This window comes from Acidovorax kalamii (assembly GCF_002245625.1).
GTDB classification, from domain to species: Bacteria; Pseudomonadota; Gammaproteobacteria; order Burkholderiales; family Burkholderiaceae_C; genus Acidovorax; species Acidovorax kalamii.
The window spans coordinates 530,954-548,662 of the sequence record NZ_NOIG01000004.1 but is presented as its reverse complement, the minus strand read 5'-3'; the positions used below and the strand labels follow the sequence as shown (position 1 = coordinate 548,662).

The window sequence follows — 17,709 nt, the reverse complement described above, 5'->3', positions numbered from 1 at the left end:
CGCGGAAACGGCCAATTTTTCTCAATAAAACCGGACACCCAGCCCATGCAAGCCCACGACATCCTGCACTTCTGGTTTGAAGAGCTCACGCCCGCGCAGCACTTTGCCCAGAGCGACGCGCTGGACGCGCAGATCCGCACCCGGTTTGGCGCCACCTGGCAGGCCGCGCGGCAGTGCGAGCTGTGGACCTGGCGCGCCACGCCCCTGGGGCGCCTGGCCGAGATCCTGGTGCTGGACCAGTTCTCGCGCAACCTGCACCGGGGTTCGCCCCTGGCGTTTGCGCAGGACGCCCAGGCCCTGGCGCTGGCCCAGGAGCTGGTGGCCGGGGGCCACGATGCTGCGCTGACGCCCGCGCAGCGCGCCTTTGCCTACATGCCCTACATGCACAGCGAGTCGGCCGCCATCCACGCGCAGGCCCTGGTGCTGTTTGACCAGCCGGGGCTGGAAAACAACCTGCAGTTCGAGGTGCGCCACCGCGACATCATTGCGCGCTTTGGGCGCTACCCGCACCGCAATGCGGTGCTGGGGCGCAACTCCACGCCCGAGGAGCTGGCGTTCTTGCAGCAGCCCGGTTCGTCGTTCTGAACCACCGGGCGCGTTGCGCTCCCGTCAGATCGGCCGGGTCAGGTACACCGCCTCACGCCCCACGATGGGCTCGCGCGTGGGCATCATCACCGTGCAGTCGTCGCACAGCGCGCGGATCTCGTGCGGGCCATCGGTGGCGATGAGTTCGCCGTTGGCAAACACCTCAAAGCCCTGCACAGGCCGCGCAAAGCGGAAGTCTGCCGTGCGCACCATGCAGGTCTCCAGCAGCTCGTAGCGGCGCTGTGCCTCGGGCGCGGGCCGGTCGGCCAGCGGGGCGATCAGGCCAAAGTGCGCCAGAAAATCCTGCGCCACCGCCGTGGCCACATCGGCGGCCGATTGCAGGAAATGCTGCCCACACTCCACCACCAGGGCCACGCCCGTGCCATCGGCCTGGCCGTGGCGGCCATGCTGGATAAGCGGCGTGCCCGAGCCCAACCCGCTGGGCATCACCAGGTGCACGGGCGGGCGGCCCAGGGCCAGCGCGGCCTCGGCGTTGCGCGGGTAGGCCGGGTAGACCCAGAAGGGCTGAACGTCCTGGCTGGTGGAATGGATGTCGAGGATATGGTCGGCCGCCGCCACCACCGGACGCAGGGCGCGGGCGCGTTGCAGTTCGGGGCTGTCTGTGGTGCCGTCCAGCTCGGCCGCCGACCACACGCGGTTGAGGTTGTGCACCAGCTGGCGGCTTTCAAACGGGCGGCTCGGGTCAAACGACTCGTAGGCGGCCACGTTGGCGAAGCTGATGGTCAGCGTGCCGATGAGGGGGCGCACGCCCGTGTCCAGCAGGTGCGTGGCGGCCACCATGCCGCAGATCTCGTTGCCATGCGTGAGGGCGTTGATGAGCACATGGGGGCCGGGCTTGCCGGATTCGAAGCGGTGCACATAGTCGATGCCCACATTGCCCTGGCGGTAGGCCGAGAGGTCGCGGGGCAGGACTTCAAAAACAGGGGGGTTCTGAGACATGGGGGGCAATTGATAAGACAACACATCATTGTCTGCGCAAAGCAGAAACCGCGTGGCCTGCGTGTACGATGCCCCGCCACTGGCACCACCACTTCAACGCCCGATGCCCACTGCCCGACTTTGCCCGCTGGCCGATGTGGCCGCCCTGATCCCCGCCGACTGCTGGATGGCCGAGCGCCTGGCGGAGGACCCCACCGCGCTGGCCGATGAAACCGTGCTGTGGATCACCGGCGACGTGCAATGGCCCGAGCTGCACCTGGACGCCCCCCTGGCCAGCGGCAGCCCGCAGCGTCGCTGGTGGCAAGGCCTGCAAACCGGCGCGGACAACACGCCCATCCCCCGCTCGCTTTTTCTCATCCTGGTGGACGGCCACCTGCGCATCGACGGCGCACTGACCTGCGACGACACCGACGGCGCGACCCACCTCATCGTCACTGGCAACGCCCAGGCGCACAACGCCGTGATCGGCGGGCAGCTGGTGCATGTGCAGGGCGCACTGCGGGTGCAAGACCTGTTGTGGGGCCACTACAACCACGGCGAGCTGCGCGTGCACGGCGGGCTGCAGGCCCGCGTGGCGCTGTTCACCGACGAATACCACCTGCACATCGCAGCACCCGAGCAGGTGGAGTTTCTGCTGGACGAGGTGCGCCCCGTTCCGCACCTGGCGGAATTCTCGTGCGAGGTGCTGGGCGCCGTGTTTGCCCCCGAGTTTCTTCATGGGGCAACGTCGGGCGAAGAGGGTCTGGCCGCGATGCTGGACCGATCCCAAGTGGTGGCCGCCGTGCGGGCTGGCGACAGCGCGGTGCACAGCAGCGCAGACATCCAGGCCGCCTGGCCGCTGGCGCACGACCTGTGCGCCGACAACCGCATCAGCGTGCCAAACGTCCTGGCCGTGGTGCACACGCCGGTCATCGCGCACAAGGAGCACAAGGCCTATGGCTGGTTCCAGCAAACCGACTTCTCGATCTGCCAGCGGCATGTGGACGAAGACGGTGACCAGCGCGACGACAACGTGTTCATCACCGTCTGGAAAACCTGGGACTTCTACCTCTCGGTCGAGCAGACGCCTGCGCCCCAGGGCCTGCTGCAGAGGCTGGCGGCTACGGTGTTGCGCCGCAGCGTGCCCACCACGCCGCAGCTCACGCTGCTGTACCGCCGCTACAGCCATGGCGAGGCGGGCGAATGGCAGGCGCTGGCCGAGGACACCGACCCCGACGCCTGGCAGGCCTGCCAGACCGCCTGGCGCGGTGTGCTCGACTACGTGCGCAAGGCCGTGGGCCAGCACCGCGCGCGCTACCCGCTCCACCAGCGTCTGGTGACCACGCTGACGGCGGAGCACATTGAGCGCTTCACCAGCCTGCCCGTGTTCACCGACCAGTACAACGACTGGTGGGACAGCGACCGCAACGGCTGGTGGGAGGGCGACATCTGGGTGGGCGCCCGCCAGCCCTGCATGCACGACGGCGAGCCCTGGGGCCGCGCGCTCAAGCTCAGCTGGCACAACGGCGACGACGCACCGGGCGACGAAGAAGACAACGCCCACAGCGCCTACCAGATCAACATCGACGAGGCCCGCGAAGGGCCGGCGGTGGTCGAGTTCACCTACGCGCAGCGCCAGAGCGACAGCCGCGCCCCCCTGCCCCGGGGGGCAGCCGACCACATCGCCCGCCTGCTGCGCTTTTATGGCGCTGTTGAGGCCCGTGTCCGCGCCAAGGCCGAGCAAGAGGCCGCCCGCCAGGCCGAGGCCCAGCGCATCGAGGCAGCCGTGCACCTGCTCGCCACCCCGCCCCTGGCGGCCGATGTGCCCGATGTGGCGGTCTTTCCGCTGGAGCTGATGGAACTCTCAGCCCGGTGGCAGGCCGACGGCCAGGCCTATGTGGCCGCCGTGCGCGCATACCAGCTGGCGCTAGACAACCCCGAGCCCACGGCGGGCGATGCGGCGGCGGCGGACGGCGAGAATGACGACGACGAGGAGGAAGACAACCCCCTGCCCCCCGACCCGCGCAAGGCCGCCGCCCCCACCGTGCTGCAACTGGCACGCGTGGTGCACCGGCATGCCGATGCCGACCTGGGCGAGCGCTTTCGCCAGCGTTTTGCGTTTGCCCCCGATGCCTTTGTGCAGCGCGCGGCCAATGCAGGCTGCTTTATCGGCCCGGTGTTTGCGCTGGACGACGGCCGTGTGGTGGCACGCATTGGCGCGGCCTACGACGACACCGCGCACTGGGTGGCCGTGCAGGGTCCGCACCACCAGCCGCTGCCCACGCTGCGCGGCCTGGGCCGCTCCCACAACCGGCACATCTTTGCCCAGAGCGACGGCCAGCAGATCACCACCCACCAGGGCTTTGGCGGCCCGGTGATTGCGCGTTTTGCCCTGCCCCGTGGCAACGAAGGCCTGCCACCCCATGTGCCCGTGGCGCCCGGCCCGCTGGGGCAGCGCTGCGACGAACTCATCCCCTTCAACGACGGCCAGCGCGTGCTGCTGCGCAACCCGACCGGCATCTACCTGCTCACCCCCACGGAGAGCGGCGGCAGCGATGGCCGCAGTGGCGGTGGCGGCGTGCAACGCCTGCACCCGCAAACCTTTGACGAAGACGGCCCCTACACCTGGCCCAAGAACCAGATGGACGAAGAGGCAGGCGGCCAGACCGTCACCGTGCTGGCCCTCGACATGCTGCACATGGCCCTCTCGCCCGACGAACACCGCATCGCCGTGGGCGACCAGGACAGCAGCCACATCCTGCTCGATGCCCGGGGCACCCTGGTGGCCGAGTACGACCCGCAATCGTCCTACCCGCACCACGCGGTGTTCTCGCACGACGGCACACGCCTGTTCGCCAACTCCTGCCATCTGTACTGGGGCAGCACGCTGTCGGTGCCGCTCTCGCCGCTCGCTGCGCAGGGGCAGCAAGATACACCGCAGCCCGCGCCCACCGACGCAGAAGACCTGCCCACGCTGGACGGCCGCTGCCGCGTGTACGCCTCGGCGACCCAACCCGGCCTGGTCGTCCTGGGCGACGCCGACGGCTACCTGCACGCCATCAGCGACGACGGCCAAGCCCTGTGGCGCCACCACATCGGCAGCACCATCAGCGGCATGGACATGGCCCCCGACGGCGGCGTGCTGTGGGCCGCCAGCTACGGCGGCTACCTGGTACGGCTGGAGCGCAGCGAGGCGGGCATGGACCCGTATTCGATTGGGACCTCGCTGTATGTGGAGACCAGCCGGTGGATTTTCTGGGGGGATGAGGCGGGGCCGGTGCGGTGGTGAGCGTTGGGCAAGTGTGAAAGCGGCGACGCGCTACAAGCCTTCGGCCACATCGATTCGGTTTCCATCGGGATCAGCGAAAACAAAACACCTCAGCCCGAAATCCGCGTCACGGATGGTCTTGATGATCTTGACCCTGCTCTCTTCCAAGTGCCGATACAGAGCGGCCGCATCTTGAACCATCAGGTGAGCCACATTCTGAGCCGTTGCCTTGTGACTCTTGAACAACGACAGGTGAAGCTCCGAAGCATCTTTTTCAAGAATGACGAAGCCGACGGGGCTCCCATTCTCAAAGACCTTTGAGAAGCCGAGTACGCGTGTGTAGAAGTCAACGGCCCGATCAATATTAGCGACCGACACCGTCGGCGCCATTCGGCCAAAGCCAACAGCATGAGACTGCAGGAGAGTCGATTGCATATTGCGCTCCAAATTGCGGAAACAGGGACCAAGTTCGAGACGGTGCTATCTGCCTAGCCTGTCGCCAAAAGGCGGAGCGGTGTCCGCAAGATTGACAATGAATTTTAGCGAGCGGTCAATGAGGGCAGCGCTCTTCGGCCACTACTCCTGAACGATAGTCCTTACTCACATTCTCATTCCATCCACCTGCGACCCCACCGCAGCGGTCAGCCCCGCCCCCTACTGCAGCACCAACTCCACCCGCCGATTCTTCGCCCGGCCTTCATCACTGCTGTTACTCGCCACAGGCGCCAACGAGGCCACGCCGTTGCCCACCATGCGGTTGGCGGCAATGCCATAGTCCTTGACCAGCGCCGCAGCCACTGCATCAGCCCGGCGTTTGGAAAGCGCCAGGTTGCTGTCGAAGCCGCCCACGCTGTCGGTGTGGCCCACCACGTGCAGCTTGACGGTCGGCTCGGCCTTGAGGAAGGCGGCAATCTGCTCCAGCGAGGGCTTGGATTCGGGCTTCACGTCGGCCTTGCCGGTGTCGAACAGGATGCCGTAGATGGCGACCTTGCCGTTGGCGGTGATGGATTTGCTGATGTCGGACGCGCTGACCACCACCATCTTCTGCTCCATGGCCTGGGTCTCCAGGATGTCCACAGCGATGTAGGCGCCCTGCTTGGCCTTGTAGGTGGGCTCGTCCTTGGGCCAGTCGATGGCGATCAGGCGCACGGTGGTGTTGCCCTTCTGGAAGGTGCCGGTGCGCAGGCTGCTGGCGCTGGCCGCGTACATCACGTATTCGCTGCGGTTGTTCTTGACGAAATCGCGGCGGCCGCTGCTCAGGCTGGCCAGAAAGTTGGTGTAGCTGCCGGCAGCGCTGTCGCGGGTGGAGTCGTACAGCGCCGCAAAACCGCTGGCCGTGAGCTCGTTCGCGTAGTTGCGGAACAGCTCCAGCGACCGCGTGGCGCCCGGGGCTTCGTACCACAGGCGGGTGAGCTTGCCTTCGAGCGCCAGGGGCGGCTGCACATAGATTCGCCGGTAGGCCTGCAGGTCAAACTCCTTGAAGGTGGAGGTCTGGAACTCCACAGCGTCGAAGTTGCGCACCTCGTAGCCCACGATGGTGCTGCCGCCAAAGCGCTTCACGGCCGGGTGGTCCTTGGCGCCGGGCAGGTCTTGCGCTGCGGCCGGTGCCTGGCTGGCCAGGGCCAGGAAGCCGAGGCACAGCGATGCGCCCCATTGGCGAAACAGTGTCTTGATCATGAACGCTCTCCGGTTGGCTGCACGGGTGCCAGATGGCAGCGCCATGATAGGAGAGGCCCTGGACGCACACTACCCTGCGCGCACGCGCGCCGCAGTGGCTGCCAGCGCCTTTCGCGCAAAACCTCACGGATTGGCGCGGGCTTGTCGCACCCGCCAGAGTGCGAAGCAAGCCCCCGCGCATGTCCCAGCGCACGGGACACGCCGGTTTGTGCCGTACCATGCGGCACGGTCCCATCCCGAGACCTTTCAAGGAAACCCCATGGCCAAAGGTGAACAACGCAGCAACAAGATGGCGAAGAAGCCCAAGAAGGACACATCGCCACCCAAGGAATACAGCGGCTCCGACCGCCCCATGCCACCCGTCACCAGCGTCATCCCCAAGGGCAAGGACAAGAACAAGTAGCGGCTGGGCATTGCGCACCAGGGGATTTGCTATCAAAAAAGCAGCAAGATCCCTTTTACCCTTGCGCGCAGACGGCCTTTTTTCTTGTATTTTTCGTGGATCCAGCCCCCATCGACCTCTCCTGCCCTCCTTACCGCAATGCCTCGGCAGGCACCAGGCGGGCCAGCCACTGGGTGTCGGGCTCGGGCCGGCCGAAGAGATAGCCCTGGTACACGATGTCGGGCGCGCGCTGGCTCAGGAAGTCAGCCTGTGCCTGGGTCTCGACCCCTTCAGCCACCACGCGCAGGCCAAAGTGGCGCGCCACCGACAGGATGCCTTCCACCAGCACGCCATCGTCGGCATCGGTGGGTGCATCGTGCACAAACGATCGGTCGATCTTGATCTCCTGGATGGGCAGGCGCTTGAGGTAGGCCAGCGATGAGTAGCCCGTGCCAAAGTCGTCGAGCGAGATGTCCACCCCCAGTTGGGCCAGCTCCCGCATCTTGGCCACCGTGTCGTCAAAGTCTTCGATCACCAGCCCTTCTGTCACCTCCAGCGTCAGCAGCCGGGGGTCGGCCCCGCTGGAGGCCAGCAGCGCGCGCACCTGCGGCACAAAGCCTGCCTGCCGGAACTGGCGCGCGCTGAGGTTGACCGACAGCCGCAGCCGCCGCTCGTGGAACGCAGGCTGCGCCAGCAGTCCGCAGGCATGGGCCAGCACCCACTCGCCCAGGCTCACGATGAGATCGGACTCCTCGGCGATGGGGATGAACACACCCGGCGGCACCAGCCCGTCGCGCGGGTGCTGCCAGCGCACCAGCACCTCGGCCCCGGTCAGCCGCCCCTCCACGTTGACCTGCGACTGCAGGTGCAAACGCAGCTCGCCCGCGCCAATCGCGTGGCGCAGCTCGCGTTCCAGCCGAAAGCGTTGCTCGGCGGCCTCGCCCATGCCCTGCTCAAAAAACGCGGCCCGCCCGCCACCTGCCTGCTTGGCCCGGTGCAGGGCCATGCCGGCGCGCCGCAAGGCGTCGTGTGCACTGTCGCCCGCGCTTTGTGGGTACAGCGTGATGCCCACGCTGGCGCCCAGCTGGGCGTCCTGCGCATCGCCCTCCAGGCGCAGGGGGTGCAACAGGGTGGCCTGCAGCCTGGCGGCAAAGGCCAGCGCGTGGCGGCTGGCCAGGGACACATCCACCCCCAGGCCGTGCAGCACCACGGCAAACTCGTCGCCCGCCACCCGCACCAGCAGGCTCTGGGCGGGCAGGATCTCGGACAGGCGCAGGGCCACGGCGCACAGCAGGCGGTCGCCCATCTCGCTGCCACGCGCGTCGTTGAAGGTGGTGAAGCGGTCCAGGTCCAGCAGCAGCAGCGCGTGCTGCATGGAGGGCGGGCGGCCCGCGCGGCCGTGCAGGGTCTGCAGCCGCTCCATCAGCGTGGAGCGGTTGGGCAGGCCGGTGAGGCTGTCGAAATGCGCGAGGCGGTGGATCTCGTCGGCCGCGCGCTTGCGCTCGGTGATGTCCTGCTTGAGTTCCACGTAGTGGCTCACGCGGCCGTCGGGCTGGCGAATGGGGGCCACCACCACCGACTCGATCAGCGCCTGCCCGTCCTTGCGGTAGTTGACCTGCTCGCCCGCCCAGCTGTCGCCCCGGGCCAGGGTGGTGCGCAGGCCCTCGCGCTGCGCGGGCGCCAGGCCGTTGCTTGAATACTCGGCCGACGCGCGGCCCACCACTTCTTCGCGTTCGTAGCCCGTGCGGCGCACGAAGGCGTCGTTCACATATTCGATGTCTTCGCGCAGGTCGGTGATGACGATGGCCTCGGGGCTCTGCTCCACGGCCCGCAGCAGCTTGCGCAGCGAGGCCTCACTGGCCGCGAGGTTGGCGGCCGTGCGCTGCGCCTCCTGCACACGGCTCATGTAGCTGCGGCGCGAAAGCAGCGTGGCCGCCGCCGTGAGCACCAGGATGCCCGCCAGGTACACGGCCCCGGCCACGCGGTTGGCCACCTGCACCGGCTTGAACATGCCCAGGATGTCGGCCCAGATAAAACCCAGGAACAGCAGTGCCGTGAGCCCCACCAGCGTGATCGTGGCGCGCCCCCCCAGCAGCCAGCCCGCCAGCACAATGATCACGGGGTAGTTGAGCAGGTTGGGGCCGTTGACGCCGCCATTGCGGGCCGCCACCAGCGACACCGACACCCACACGCCCCACACCAGCAAATGGGTGGCCTGCTTCCAGCGCTGGCGGCTTGCGAGCCACAGCGTTGCAGCCCCCACCAAGGACGCCACAAAGTTCAGCCCCACCCGCACCGGCGCCACGGGTTCGTCGAACATCAGCAGCACACCGATGGTGCCCGCCAGCAGCATCACGGCCCAGCCTGCCACCCGCACCAGGTTGCGCGTGATGGCATCTTCGTAGTCAGGCAACGGAACAGCAGAAGCTTCGGCCATGGCAACGGGTAGAGGGGGGAAGGAACCATCGTAACCGCAGCTTTCGCAAACGCCTACCAGCAAAATGCCTGCGGCGGCGCGCCTGCAACAGGGCTGCGGGCCTTGCCCAGGGCCCTTGAGGGCAAGGTCAGTCTGCGCTGTCTTCGCTGCCCGGGGCCGGTTCCCGCACGCCCGAGCCTTTGCCCTTGGCCTTGGCACGCGCGTCTTTCTTGGCCTGGCGTTTGGCGTCTTCGGCCAGGCCCGCGGCGCGCCAAGCCTCAAACTCAGCGGGCGTCTCCAGCGTGATGCGGCCCAGGATGGCCGAGCGGAAGTCGGTCATCACGATCTCGGCCGTCTTCTGCAGGTTGACCCGGCCACCGCCCAGCATGGCGCCGCGTTTTCGGCCAATGGCTTCCAGCAGTTCGTCGTCCTGCATGGTCGCCATGGCCCCGGCGGGCAGGCCCAGCTTGTAGCGCGCCTCCAACAGCGGGGCATAGTGCTGCTGCAGGCGGCGCAGCAGCTCCAGCGCCACCAGCTCCTCATCGTAGGCATTGCGGCCCACGGCGCCGCTGGCGGCCAGGTTGTAGCCACTTTCGGGCACGATGATGCGCGGCCACAGCATGCCGGGCGTGTCCCACAGGTAGAAATCGTCGGCCAGGGTGATGCGCTGCTCCAGCTTGGTGATGCCCGCCTCGTCGCCCGTCTTGGCCTGGCGCTTGTTGCTGAGCGTGTTGATCAGCGTGGACTTGCCCACGTTGGGCACGCCGCAGATCAGCACACGCATGGGCTTGGCCATGCCGCCCCGGTTGGGCGACAGCAGATGGCAGGCGTCGATGAGCTTGCGCGCGGGCGCGGCGTCGGACGCATCCAGCGGCACGGCGCGCGTGTCGCTCTGGGCGTTGTACCAGTCCACCCACAGGGCTGTGCGCTCGGGGTCGGCCACATCCTGCTTGTTGAGCACCTTGAGCGTGGGCTTGTGGCCCGTGATTTCGGCCAGCAGCGGATTGGCGCTGGAGCCGGGCAGGCGCGCGTCCAGCACCTCGATCACCACATCAATGTCCTTGATGCGTTCGGTGATGGCTTTCTTGGTCAGGTGCATGTGACCGGGGAACCACTGGATGGCCATGATGCGGGGGTACTTTCTTGTGTTTTTAAGACTGTCGGAGGGTGGCAAGGATAATCGCGCTCTTTGCCGCCACCCGCCACAGCGCTTTTTCTGCCATGCCTGCACCCACCGACAAACCCCGCAATGCCGCCGCCCGCAAGGCCGACAAGGAGCTACTGTTCAAGGCCGTGACCTGCTCCCTGATTGGCCTGGTCATCCTGCTGGCGCCGTATGTCGCCCGTTCGGACAGCGTGCGCGAGTTGATGGCGCAGGCCACGCTGGTGGGCTGGTTTGCGCTGGTGCTGGGCATTGGGTTCGGGGTGCTGTACGGCGTGCGCCGCGCCCAGGCCGGACGCCACCAGCCGTGACACCAACCATGGCAGCAGATGGCTTCACCGCCCCGGCCCGCGCCGTGGACGGCGCCTCGGCCCAGGCCCTGTTTGTCGCCTTGCAACAGCGCGCCGAAGAACTCGGGATCACCCTGCGCAACCCGCCGCCCGAGCCCACCACCTGCTGCGGCCGGGGCTGCAATGGCTGCGTGTGGGAGGGGTTTCTGGACGCGGCGGAATACTGGCGCCAGGAGGCCCTGCTGCAGTTGCAAGGCTAAAAAGATCAAGCCAAATTAGCCTCTACCGCCTGATGGGCAAGCGGTTCAAGCTATTAAATTTATAGCAAATGCATCTGCAGAGCGCCTGCAGAAGTTGACGCCAGCAGCTTCTTGCGTCAGCCCAGTTCCTTCACCGCCATGTACTGCTCGCGCCATTCCTCGAACGGCAGCGTATCCGCCGCCTCGATGGCTTTCTGCGCAGCGATGGACTCTGCGGCCATGGCCATGTAGCGGGCCTGTTGCGCGTCCGACCAGGGCAGACCCAGCAGCGCGTCCCGCGCAGCGATGGACTGCTGGCGCGCAAAGGACTCGAAGCTGTGGTGGTGCTGCTGCGTGATGTGGTCCAGCACGCGGGCCGACGGGGTGCGCTCGGGCGCGGCCATGAGCGCGCGGGCATCGCGCAGCGCGGCACTGTAGTCGCCCGTGCCATGGGTGGCATCCAGCGCGGCGGCCAGGGGCTCGCAGGCGGCCAGCACCTCGCTGCCCCAGTCGGTCAGCAGCACGCTCTGGCCGTTGCGTGTCAGGTGCAGGCCACTTTCGCGGCCGCGCTCGGCAGTAAGGTGCTGGTTCTGCTTGAGCTCGGCGATTTCGGCGGGCGTGTCCGGCGGGCTGTCGGACAGCAGGCAGTGCAGCAAAAACACGTCCAGCAGGCGCATGGTGGATGCCGTGATGCCCACGGGCACGAACGGGTCCAGGTCCATCAGGCGCACCTCCACATACTCCACACCGCGCTCGCGCAAGGCGTGCAGCGGGCGCTCGCCCGTGCGCACGGTGCGCTTGGGGCGGATGGTGCCGTAGAACTCATTCTCAATCTGCAGCAGGCTGGTGCCCAGCTGGTTGTAGTCGCCGCCCGGGTTGCGCACGCCCACGGTTTCATAAGCCGGGTAGGGTTTGGTCAGCGCCTCGTGCAGCGAGTTGGCGTAGCCGGTCAGGCCGTTGTAGCTCACGGCCAGCGTGGCCTGGGCATCGCTCTGGTAGCCCAGGCGGCCCATGCGCAGCGAGGTGGCGTGGGGCAGGTACAGCGCGCTGCCGCCCTCCATCTGCTGCAGGCCATGCTGGCGCCCTTCCACAAAACAGGGGCACAGCGCGGGCGAGGCGCCAAACAGGTACAGCAGGACGAACGCGTGGCGGCGGAAGTTGCGGATGAGCGAGAAATACTGCTCGCTCGTCACGCCGGGCAGCGACCAGTTGTAGTGGATGCCTGAAATGGTCTGCATGCGCCGCCCATAGCGGTGGCCCAGACCCATGCGGTACACGCTTTTGGCGCGGCCCACGTTGGAGCTGCCGTAGCGGCCGATCGGAATCGTCTCGTCCGTGGGCAGGCCGCAAGGCATGCTGGATGCCCAGAGCAGCTCGCCGCCGCTGTCCTTGAGGGTGCGATGCACGAACTGGTGCACCTCGGTCAGCTCATCCAGACAGGCCAGCACCCCCTTGTGGGCGCCGGTGATGAGTTCGAGCTGCGATTCGCTGTAGTCGGTGGTGATCAGCGGGTGCGTGAGCGCAGAGCCCAGCGCCAGCGGGTGGGGCGTAAGCGCCAGGCCGCCCGTGGGCAGCACGCGCAGCCCTTCCTTTTCAATGCCGCGGCGAATCCCCCCCAGGGCATCCGCCGGGTAGGCGGCCAGTCTCTCGTGCAGTTTGCTCATATGTTTATACCGATCCAACTTCTGTCGGCCCGGAACTTAGCACGTTGAGCGCTGGCCCGCCTTTGGGGAAATCAAGCCCTTGCGGCCATGGCCTTTCCTATTTCGCTGGTTCCCTGTGCAGCGCCACTTTGTGGTACCTGTTCGCCCGCACGCTCGGTCACCTCGGCCAGGCGGGCCGCAAGTTGCTCGGGCACGTCAGCGCCAGTCCCCAGGTGGATGCCCTGCGTGAGCGTGATGTGGGCCGCCTCGAAGCTGCCGCCGCCCGCGCACAGGACGGTGCGCGTGGGCGCGCTTTCGTGCGCCAGCACCAGCATGGCGGGCACCACGGACTCGGGGCGCAGGGCGTCGAGCATGTCCTTGGGGAACAGGTCTTCGGTCATCCGCGTGGCGGCCGTGGGCGCCAGCGCATTCACACGGATGTTGTTCTTCGCGCCTTCGATGGACAGCGTCTGCATCAGCCCCACCTGCGCCAGCTTGGCCGCACCGTAGTTGGCCTGGCCGAAATTGCCGTACAGCCCGGTGGACGAGGTTGTCATCACGATCCGGCCGTACTGCTGCGCGACCATGTGCGGCCACACTGCCTTGCAGCAGTGGGCCGCGCCCATCAGGTGCACATCCACCACTAGGCGGAAGTCGGCCATGTCCATCTTGGCAAACGACTTGTCGCGCAGGATGCCGGCGTTGTTGACCAGGATGTCCACCCGGCCCCAGGCGTCGATGGCCTGCTGCACCATGGCTTCGACGGCGGCAAAGTCGGTGACGGACGCGCCATTGGCGAGCGCTTCGCCGCCCGCAGCGCGGATCTCGTCGACCACAGCCTGCGCGGCCGTCACCGTGCCGCCGCTGCCGTCCACCGCGCCGCCCAGGTCATTGACCAGCACCTTGGCGCCGCGCTTGGCCAGCGCCAGTGCGTGCTGGCGGCCCAGGCCCCCGCCTGCGCCTGTGACGATGGCCACGCGGCCTTGGAAGTCGATACCCATGTGAGCTTCTCCTGTTGTTGGTTGGTTAGTTGGTTGTGTTGTGCAAAGACGGTCTGGGTGCCGGGAGGGAACGCTGCGCGTGGGACTTTAAGCGAGATGGGGGGTGGAGGGGGTTGCGCAGGTGACTGGAGGGGAGCTTGCTTTGTGTGCTGGTGCTGGTTGTGGCGATGTGCTTGTTTTACGGGCAGAGGCCGGGATGTCGCCCCGGCGGGCGAGTCCCTTTCTTTCGCGTCGCCGAAAGAAAGGAACCAAAGAAAGGGCGACCCTGCTGTCTGCGACCCCTTCGCTGCGCTGCGGGGCAACCTGGGGTGCTCGGCCGCGGGGTGCACCGCAGAACTCGCTGCGCGCCTTCGGCGCTCCGCTCGGACAACTGCGGTGAGTCAGTTCACGAAGCATGCGCGCTCCGACGCGCATGCCACCCCGCGCCCTGCGCGCCCCAGGCGCATCCAGAAGGGAACCCGCGAATCGGACATCCACACGGGCCATCGCTTTGCTCGGCACCATCTCGCGGGCGCAAGCGCCGCGCGCTGCGAAAGCTGGGCCGAGCGCAGCGATGGCCCGTGTGGCTGTTCGGCTGTTGGATGTTTGGTTGTCCACCCCTGCTGGCTGCGCCTGCGGCGGGGCGGTTGTGGGGTGGCATGGGCGTCGGAGCGCCCATGCTTCGTGCTCTGACTCGCCGTTGTTGTCCGAGCAGCGCGCGCAGCGCAAAGCGAGTTCCACGGCGCACCCCGCAACCGCCCCGCCGCAGGTTTGCCCCGGAGCGCAGCGCAGGGGTCGCAGACTGGGGGTCGCCTTTCTTTGGTGACTTTCTTGTCGAGCAAGCGAAAGAAAGTTACTCGCGCGCCGGGCGACTCCCGGCCTTCGCCCTCAAAAAAGCACGCAGCCAACCAAGCCCTCCCCAAAAGAAGCCAATCGAGTAAGGTATCTCCCCCGCAAACAAGCCCCGAAGAAAAGGAAAAGAAACCCCATGAAAGCAACCTGGAACGGCGTCGTCATCGCCGAGAGCGATGACACCGTGGTGGTCGAAGGCAACCACTACTTCCCCGAAAGCGCACTCAAGCGCGAGTTCTTCACCTTCAGCAACCACAAGACCATGTGCGCCTGGAAAGGCCAGGCCAGCTACCTGTCGCTGCTGATCAACGGCGAAATGCACCCCGATGCCGCCTGGTTCTACCCCGACCCCAAACCCGAAGCCGAAGAAATCCGGGGCCGCGTGGCGTTCTGGAAAGACGTCAAGGTCACGGCCTGAACCACAGCCTGTGGGTTATCCCTGCTGCCGCTGGACAATCATGTGGATAAGTTTTGGCAAGTCCTGTATGACAACTCCAAGTGCTTGATTTGTAAGGACACACCCCGCATTGCATATTTTTTAAGCAACCCCTCAAAAGCCAGCAGCGGTTATCCCTTTCTGCACTGGACAATCATGTGGATAACTTTGAACAAGCCCTGTATGACACCGCTAAGTATTTGATTCACAAAGAATATCCTTGAATTGATCAAAAAACAGGCAGCCAGAAGCACCGTCCAACCCCGGGACCAACCACCCACAGCCAAGACCTCCCGCGCCCCGGTTATCCCGCCCGACACTGGACAATCTTGTGGATAACTGTGAACAAGCCTTGTATGACAAGGTTAAGTGCTTGATTTGCAAGGAATATCCTTGCGCCGCTTAAAAAACAGGCACCCCGCCGGACAAGGCATCTGCGGTACATTGCACACCGGCACACCCACAAGCGCTCCTTATTTGATAGCTATCAGCGCTTGATAGACGCGCGCAAATAGCCAAAAACATTCATGTCCAACGCCCTCCTCCAGCACAGCCCTGCCGCAGAACGCAACCAGGGACCCATCCTGGCGCAGCTGCTGGCCCTGCTTGCGCCAGCGGGGGCGGCGCTGGAGATCGCCAGTGGCACCGGCCAACATGCCGCGCACTTTGCCGCCGCCCTGCCCGGCTGGACCTGGCAGCCCACCGACTTGCAGGACACCCACTTTGGCTCCATCACCGGGTGGGCCGCGCAGGCCGGTGCCCGCAACATGCAGGAGCCCCGGCGGCTGGACGTGCTGCACGACCGATGGCCCAGCGAGGGCCCGGCATTCGTCGCCGCATCGTTTGACCTGGTCTACTGCGCCAACATGCTGCACATCGCCCCCTGGGCCTGCTGCACCGGGCTGATGCAGGGCGCGGCGCGGCACCTGGCACCGGGCGGCCGCCTCGTCACGTATGGCCCCTACCTCGAAGACGGTATCCCTACCGCACCGGGCAACCTGGCCTTTGACGCCAGCCTGCGTACCCAAGACGCCGCCTGGGGCATTCGACGCATCGAAGACGTAACAACCGTGGCCGCCCAGGCCGGCCTGCAACTGGCCGCGCGGCACGCCATGCCCGCCAACAACCTGCTGCTGGTGTGGACCCACGCCGCCCGCCAACCCTGAAGAGACACGCCCATGACGACACCCACCGCCGCCCCTTTCTTCATCGCCAAGGTCGAGCCCGATGGCACCCAGTGCGACGCCTGGCCCGAGCAGCCGCTGCTGCTGTCCATGGAGCAAGGCGGCATCGACTGGCCCAGTTCCTGCCGCAACGGCACCTGCCGCACCTGCCTGGGCCAACTGGTCGAAGGCACCGTGCGCTACGCCATCGAATGGCCGGGCCTCACGGCCGAAGAAAAGGAAGAAGGCTGCGTGCTGCCCTGCGTGGCCTACCCCACGTCGGACGTGGTGTTGCAGGGCAGCGCCATCTGATCTGCGTCAGGGGCCGCGCCTTTCAGGCACGCAACCAGCCCCGGTGCACTAAAATCCAAGGTTTTGGGGCACGATGCCCCTTTGACGTGCGGCAGCGCCGCATCGCATGTTCTTTGGGGCGGTTTCTTGGGGGCACAGCAGCTGCCCCCGGCCACGGGAACCTGTGCTGCAGCACACCGCCAGCTGGCAAGCCGCCAGAGGCTCCCACAGAAAGCCCCAACCTTCCATGAACACCCCCCTCACCCCCGTGCCGATCTCGCCTGTCGAGGACATCGTGGCCGAGATGCGCGCCGGGCGCATCGTCATCCTGGTGGATGAAGAAGACCGCGAAAACGAAGGCGACCTCGTCCTGGCCGCCGACCATGTCACGCCCGAGGCGATCAACTTCATGGCCCGCTTCGGCCGGGGCCTGATCTGCCTGACGCTCACCCGCGAGCGCTGTGAGTTCCTCAAGCTGCCGCCCATGGCCGCGCGCAATGGCACGGTGTACAGCACGGCGTTCACCGTCTCCATCGAGGCGGCCGAGGGTGTGACCACCGGCATCTCGGCGGCCGACCGTGCCCGCACCGTGCAGGTGGCGGTGGACCGCAACTCCAAGCCCAGCGACCTGGTACAGCCTGGCCACATCTTCCCGCTGCAGGCCGTGGACGGTGGCGTGCTCATGCGCGCCGGCCATACCGAAGCCGGTTGCGACCTGGCCGCCATGGCGGGCTGCAGCCCCGCATCGGTGATCTGCGAGATCATGAAGGACGATGGCACCATGGCCCGCCTGCCCGATCTGCAGCTGTTTGCGGCAGAGCATGGCCTCAAGATCGGCACCATTGCCGACCTGATCGAATACCGCAGCCGCAACGAGTCGCTGGTCGAAAAGGTCGGCACGCGCACGCTGCAGACGGCCTATGGCGAATTCACCGCCCACGCTTTCCGCGACAAGCCCAGCCAGGCCGTGCACCTGGCGCTGGTCAAAGGCCAGTGGAGCACCGACGACGTGGTGCCCGTGCGCGTGCACGAGCCGCTGTCGGTGTTCGATGCGCTTGAAATCAACCGCTCCATGCACTCGTGGGGGCTGGACACCAGCCTGCAATACCTCGTTAAACAAGGCAAAGGCGTGGCCGTGCTGCTCAACTGCGGCGAAAGCGCTGCGCAGTTGCTGGCCCAGTTTGAAGGCACCGCCCGCTCCGCCCAGGCGCCCGAGCGCGGCCGCATGGACCTGCGCACCTACGGCGTGGGCGCGCAGATCCTGCGCGAATGCGGCGTGCACAAGATGGCCCTCATGGGCCAGCCGCGCCGCATGCCCAGCATGACCGGCTACGGCCTCGAAATCACCGGCTTCATCCCCAAAGAATAAAGACAGGAACAGGATCA

At 66.6% G+C, this 17,709-nt stretch carries 16 protein-coding genes; 9 read left to right on the top strand and 7 right to left on the bottom strand.

Annotation, left to right across the window (positions count from 1 at the left end):
* The first annotated feature begins 45 nt into the window (after positions 1-45).
* Positions 46-585, top strand: coding sequence for a DUF924 family protein (locus CBY09_RS05555; RefSeq protein WP_094287246.1), 540 nt, complete (start codon positions 46-48; stop codon positions 583-585).
* Between the two features lie 24 nt (positions 586-609).
* Here CBY09_RS05555 and CBY09_RS05550 read toward each other — a convergent pair whose 3' ends face one another.
* On the bottom strand, positions 610-1,545 hold the full coding sequence (locus CBY09_RS05550) for a M14 family metallopeptidase (protein ID WP_094287244.1): 936 nt from the start codon (positions 1,543-1,545) through the stop codon (positions 610-612).
* Between the two features lie 103 nt (positions 1,546-1,648).
* On the opposite strand from CBY09_RS05550, the gene CBY09_RS05545 reads away from it, so the two are divergent.
* On the top strand, positions 1,649-4,813 hold the full coding sequence (locus CBY09_RS05545) for a hypothetical protein (RefSeq protein ID WP_094287242.1): 3,165 nt from the start codon (positions 1,649-1,651) through the stop codon (positions 4,811-4,813).
* A gap of 30 nt (positions 4,814-4,843) precedes the next feature.
* Here the strand turns inward: CBY09_RS05545 and CBY09_RS05540 are convergent, their stop codons facing one another.
* Together CBY09_RS05540 and CBY09_RS05535 are read right to left on the bottom strand one after the other, a co-directional pair.
* Positions 4,844-5,227: a glyoxalase superfamily protein gene (locus tag CBY09_RS05540; RefSeq protein ID WP_094287240.1), complete on the bottom strand. Its 384-nt coding sequence runs from the start codon at positions 5,225-5,227 to the stop codon at positions 4,844-4,846.
* Between the two features lie 219 nt (positions 5,228-5,446).
* On the bottom strand, positions 5,447-6,469 hold the full coding sequence (locus CBY09_RS05535) for an OmpA family protein (RefSeq protein ID WP_094287238.1): 1,023 nt from the start codon (positions 6,467-6,469) through the stop codon (positions 5,447-5,449).
* A gap of 259 nt (positions 6,470-6,728) precedes the next feature.
* On the opposite strand from CBY09_RS05535, the gene CBY09_RS23820 reads away from it, so the two are divergent.
* The gene (locus tag CBY09_RS23820; protein ID WP_165773866.1) at positions 6,729-6,872 is read left to right on the top strand and encodes a hypothetical protein; all 144 of its coding nucleotides are present in this window, start codon (positions 6,729-6,731) and stop codon (positions 6,870-6,872) included.
* A gap of 130 nt (positions 6,873-7,002) precedes the next feature.
* On the opposite strand, the gene CBY09_RS05530 is transcribed toward CBY09_RS23820, so the two are convergent.
* Entirely contained in the window at positions 7,003-9,288 is a 2,286-nt protein-coding gene (locus CBY09_RS05530; RefSeq protein WP_094287236.1) for a putative bifunctional diguanylate cyclase/phosphodiesterase, read from the bottom strand.
* A 127-nt stretch (positions 9,289-9,415) separates the two neighbouring features.
* Positions 9,416-10,393: a ribosome biogenesis GTPase YlqF gene (gene ylqF / locus CBY09_RS05525; protein WP_094287234.1), complete on the bottom strand. Its 978-nt coding sequence runs from the start codon at positions 10,391-10,393 to the stop codon at positions 9,416-9,418.
* A gap of 95 nt (positions 10,394-10,488) precedes the next feature.
* On the opposite strand from ylqF, the gene CBY09_RS05520 reads away from it, so the two are divergent.
* Both CBY09_RS05520 and CBY09_RS05515 read left to right on the top strand, forming a co-directional pair.
* Positions 10,489-10,740 carry a hypothetical protein gene (locus CBY09_RS05520; RefSeq protein ID WP_094287232.1) on the top strand — a complete coding sequence of 84 codons (252 nt, stop codon included), beginning with the start codon at positions 10,489-10,491 and terminating at the stop codon, positions 10,738-10,740.
* Positions 10,741-10,748: 8 nt separating this feature from the next.
* Complete coding sequence (locus CBY09_RS05515; protein ID WP_094287230.1) at positions 10,749-10,979, top strand: oxidoreductase-like domain-containing protein; 231 nt, start codon at positions 10,749-10,751, stop codon at positions 10,977-10,979.
* A gap of 116 nt (positions 10,980-11,095) precedes the next feature.
* Here the strand turns inward: CBY09_RS05515 and gshA are convergent, their stop codons facing one another.
* Both gshA and CBY09_RS05505 read right to left on the bottom strand, forming a co-directional pair.
* On the bottom strand, positions 11,096-12,622 hold the full coding sequence (gene gshA, locus CBY09_RS05510; protein ID WP_094287228.1) for a glutamate--cysteine ligase: 1,527 nt from the start codon (positions 12,620-12,622) through the stop codon (positions 11,096-11,098).
* A gap of 71 nt (positions 12,623-12,693) precedes the next feature.
* The gene (locus tag CBY09_RS05505; protein ID WP_094287226.1) at positions 12,694-13,602 is read right to left on the bottom strand and encodes an SDR family NAD(P)-dependent oxidoreductase; all 909 of its coding nucleotides are present in this window, start codon (positions 13,600-13,602) and stop codon (positions 12,694-12,696) included.
* A gap of 967 nt (positions 13,603-14,569) precedes the next feature.
* Between CBY09_RS05505 and CBY09_RS05500 the strand changes: the two genes are divergently transcribed.
* From CBY09_RS05500 to ribBA, 4 genes are all read left to right on the top strand, one after another.
* On the top strand, positions 14,570-14,851 hold the full coding sequence (locus CBY09_RS05500) for a DUF427 domain-containing protein (protein ID WP_094287224.1): 282 nt from the start codon (positions 14,570-14,572) through the stop codon (positions 14,849-14,851).
* 545 nt (positions 14,852-15,396) lie between these two features.
* On the top strand, positions 15,397-16,035 hold the full coding sequence (locus CBY09_RS05495; protein ID WP_094287222.1) for a DUF938 domain-containing protein: 639 nt from the start codon (positions 15,397-15,399) through the stop codon (positions 16,033-16,035).
* A gap of 12 nt (positions 16,036-16,047) precedes the next feature.
* Positions 16,048-16,344, top strand: a complete 297-nt coding sequence (locus CBY09_RS05490; protein ID WP_056064834.1) for a 2Fe-2S iron-sulfur cluster-binding protein — start codon at positions 16,048-16,050, stop codon at positions 16,342-16,344.
* Between the two features lie 226 nt (positions 16,345-16,570).
* Positions 16,571-17,692 carry a bifunctional 3,4-dihydroxy-2-butanone-4-phosphate synthase/GTP cyclohydrolase II gene (ribBA, locus tag CBY09_RS05485; RefSeq protein WP_094287220.1) on the top strand — a complete coding sequence of 374 codons (1,122 nt, stop codon included), beginning with the start codon at positions 16,571-16,573 and terminating at the stop codon, positions 17,690-17,692.
* The last annotated feature ends 17 nt before the right edge of the window (positions 17,693-17,709 follow it).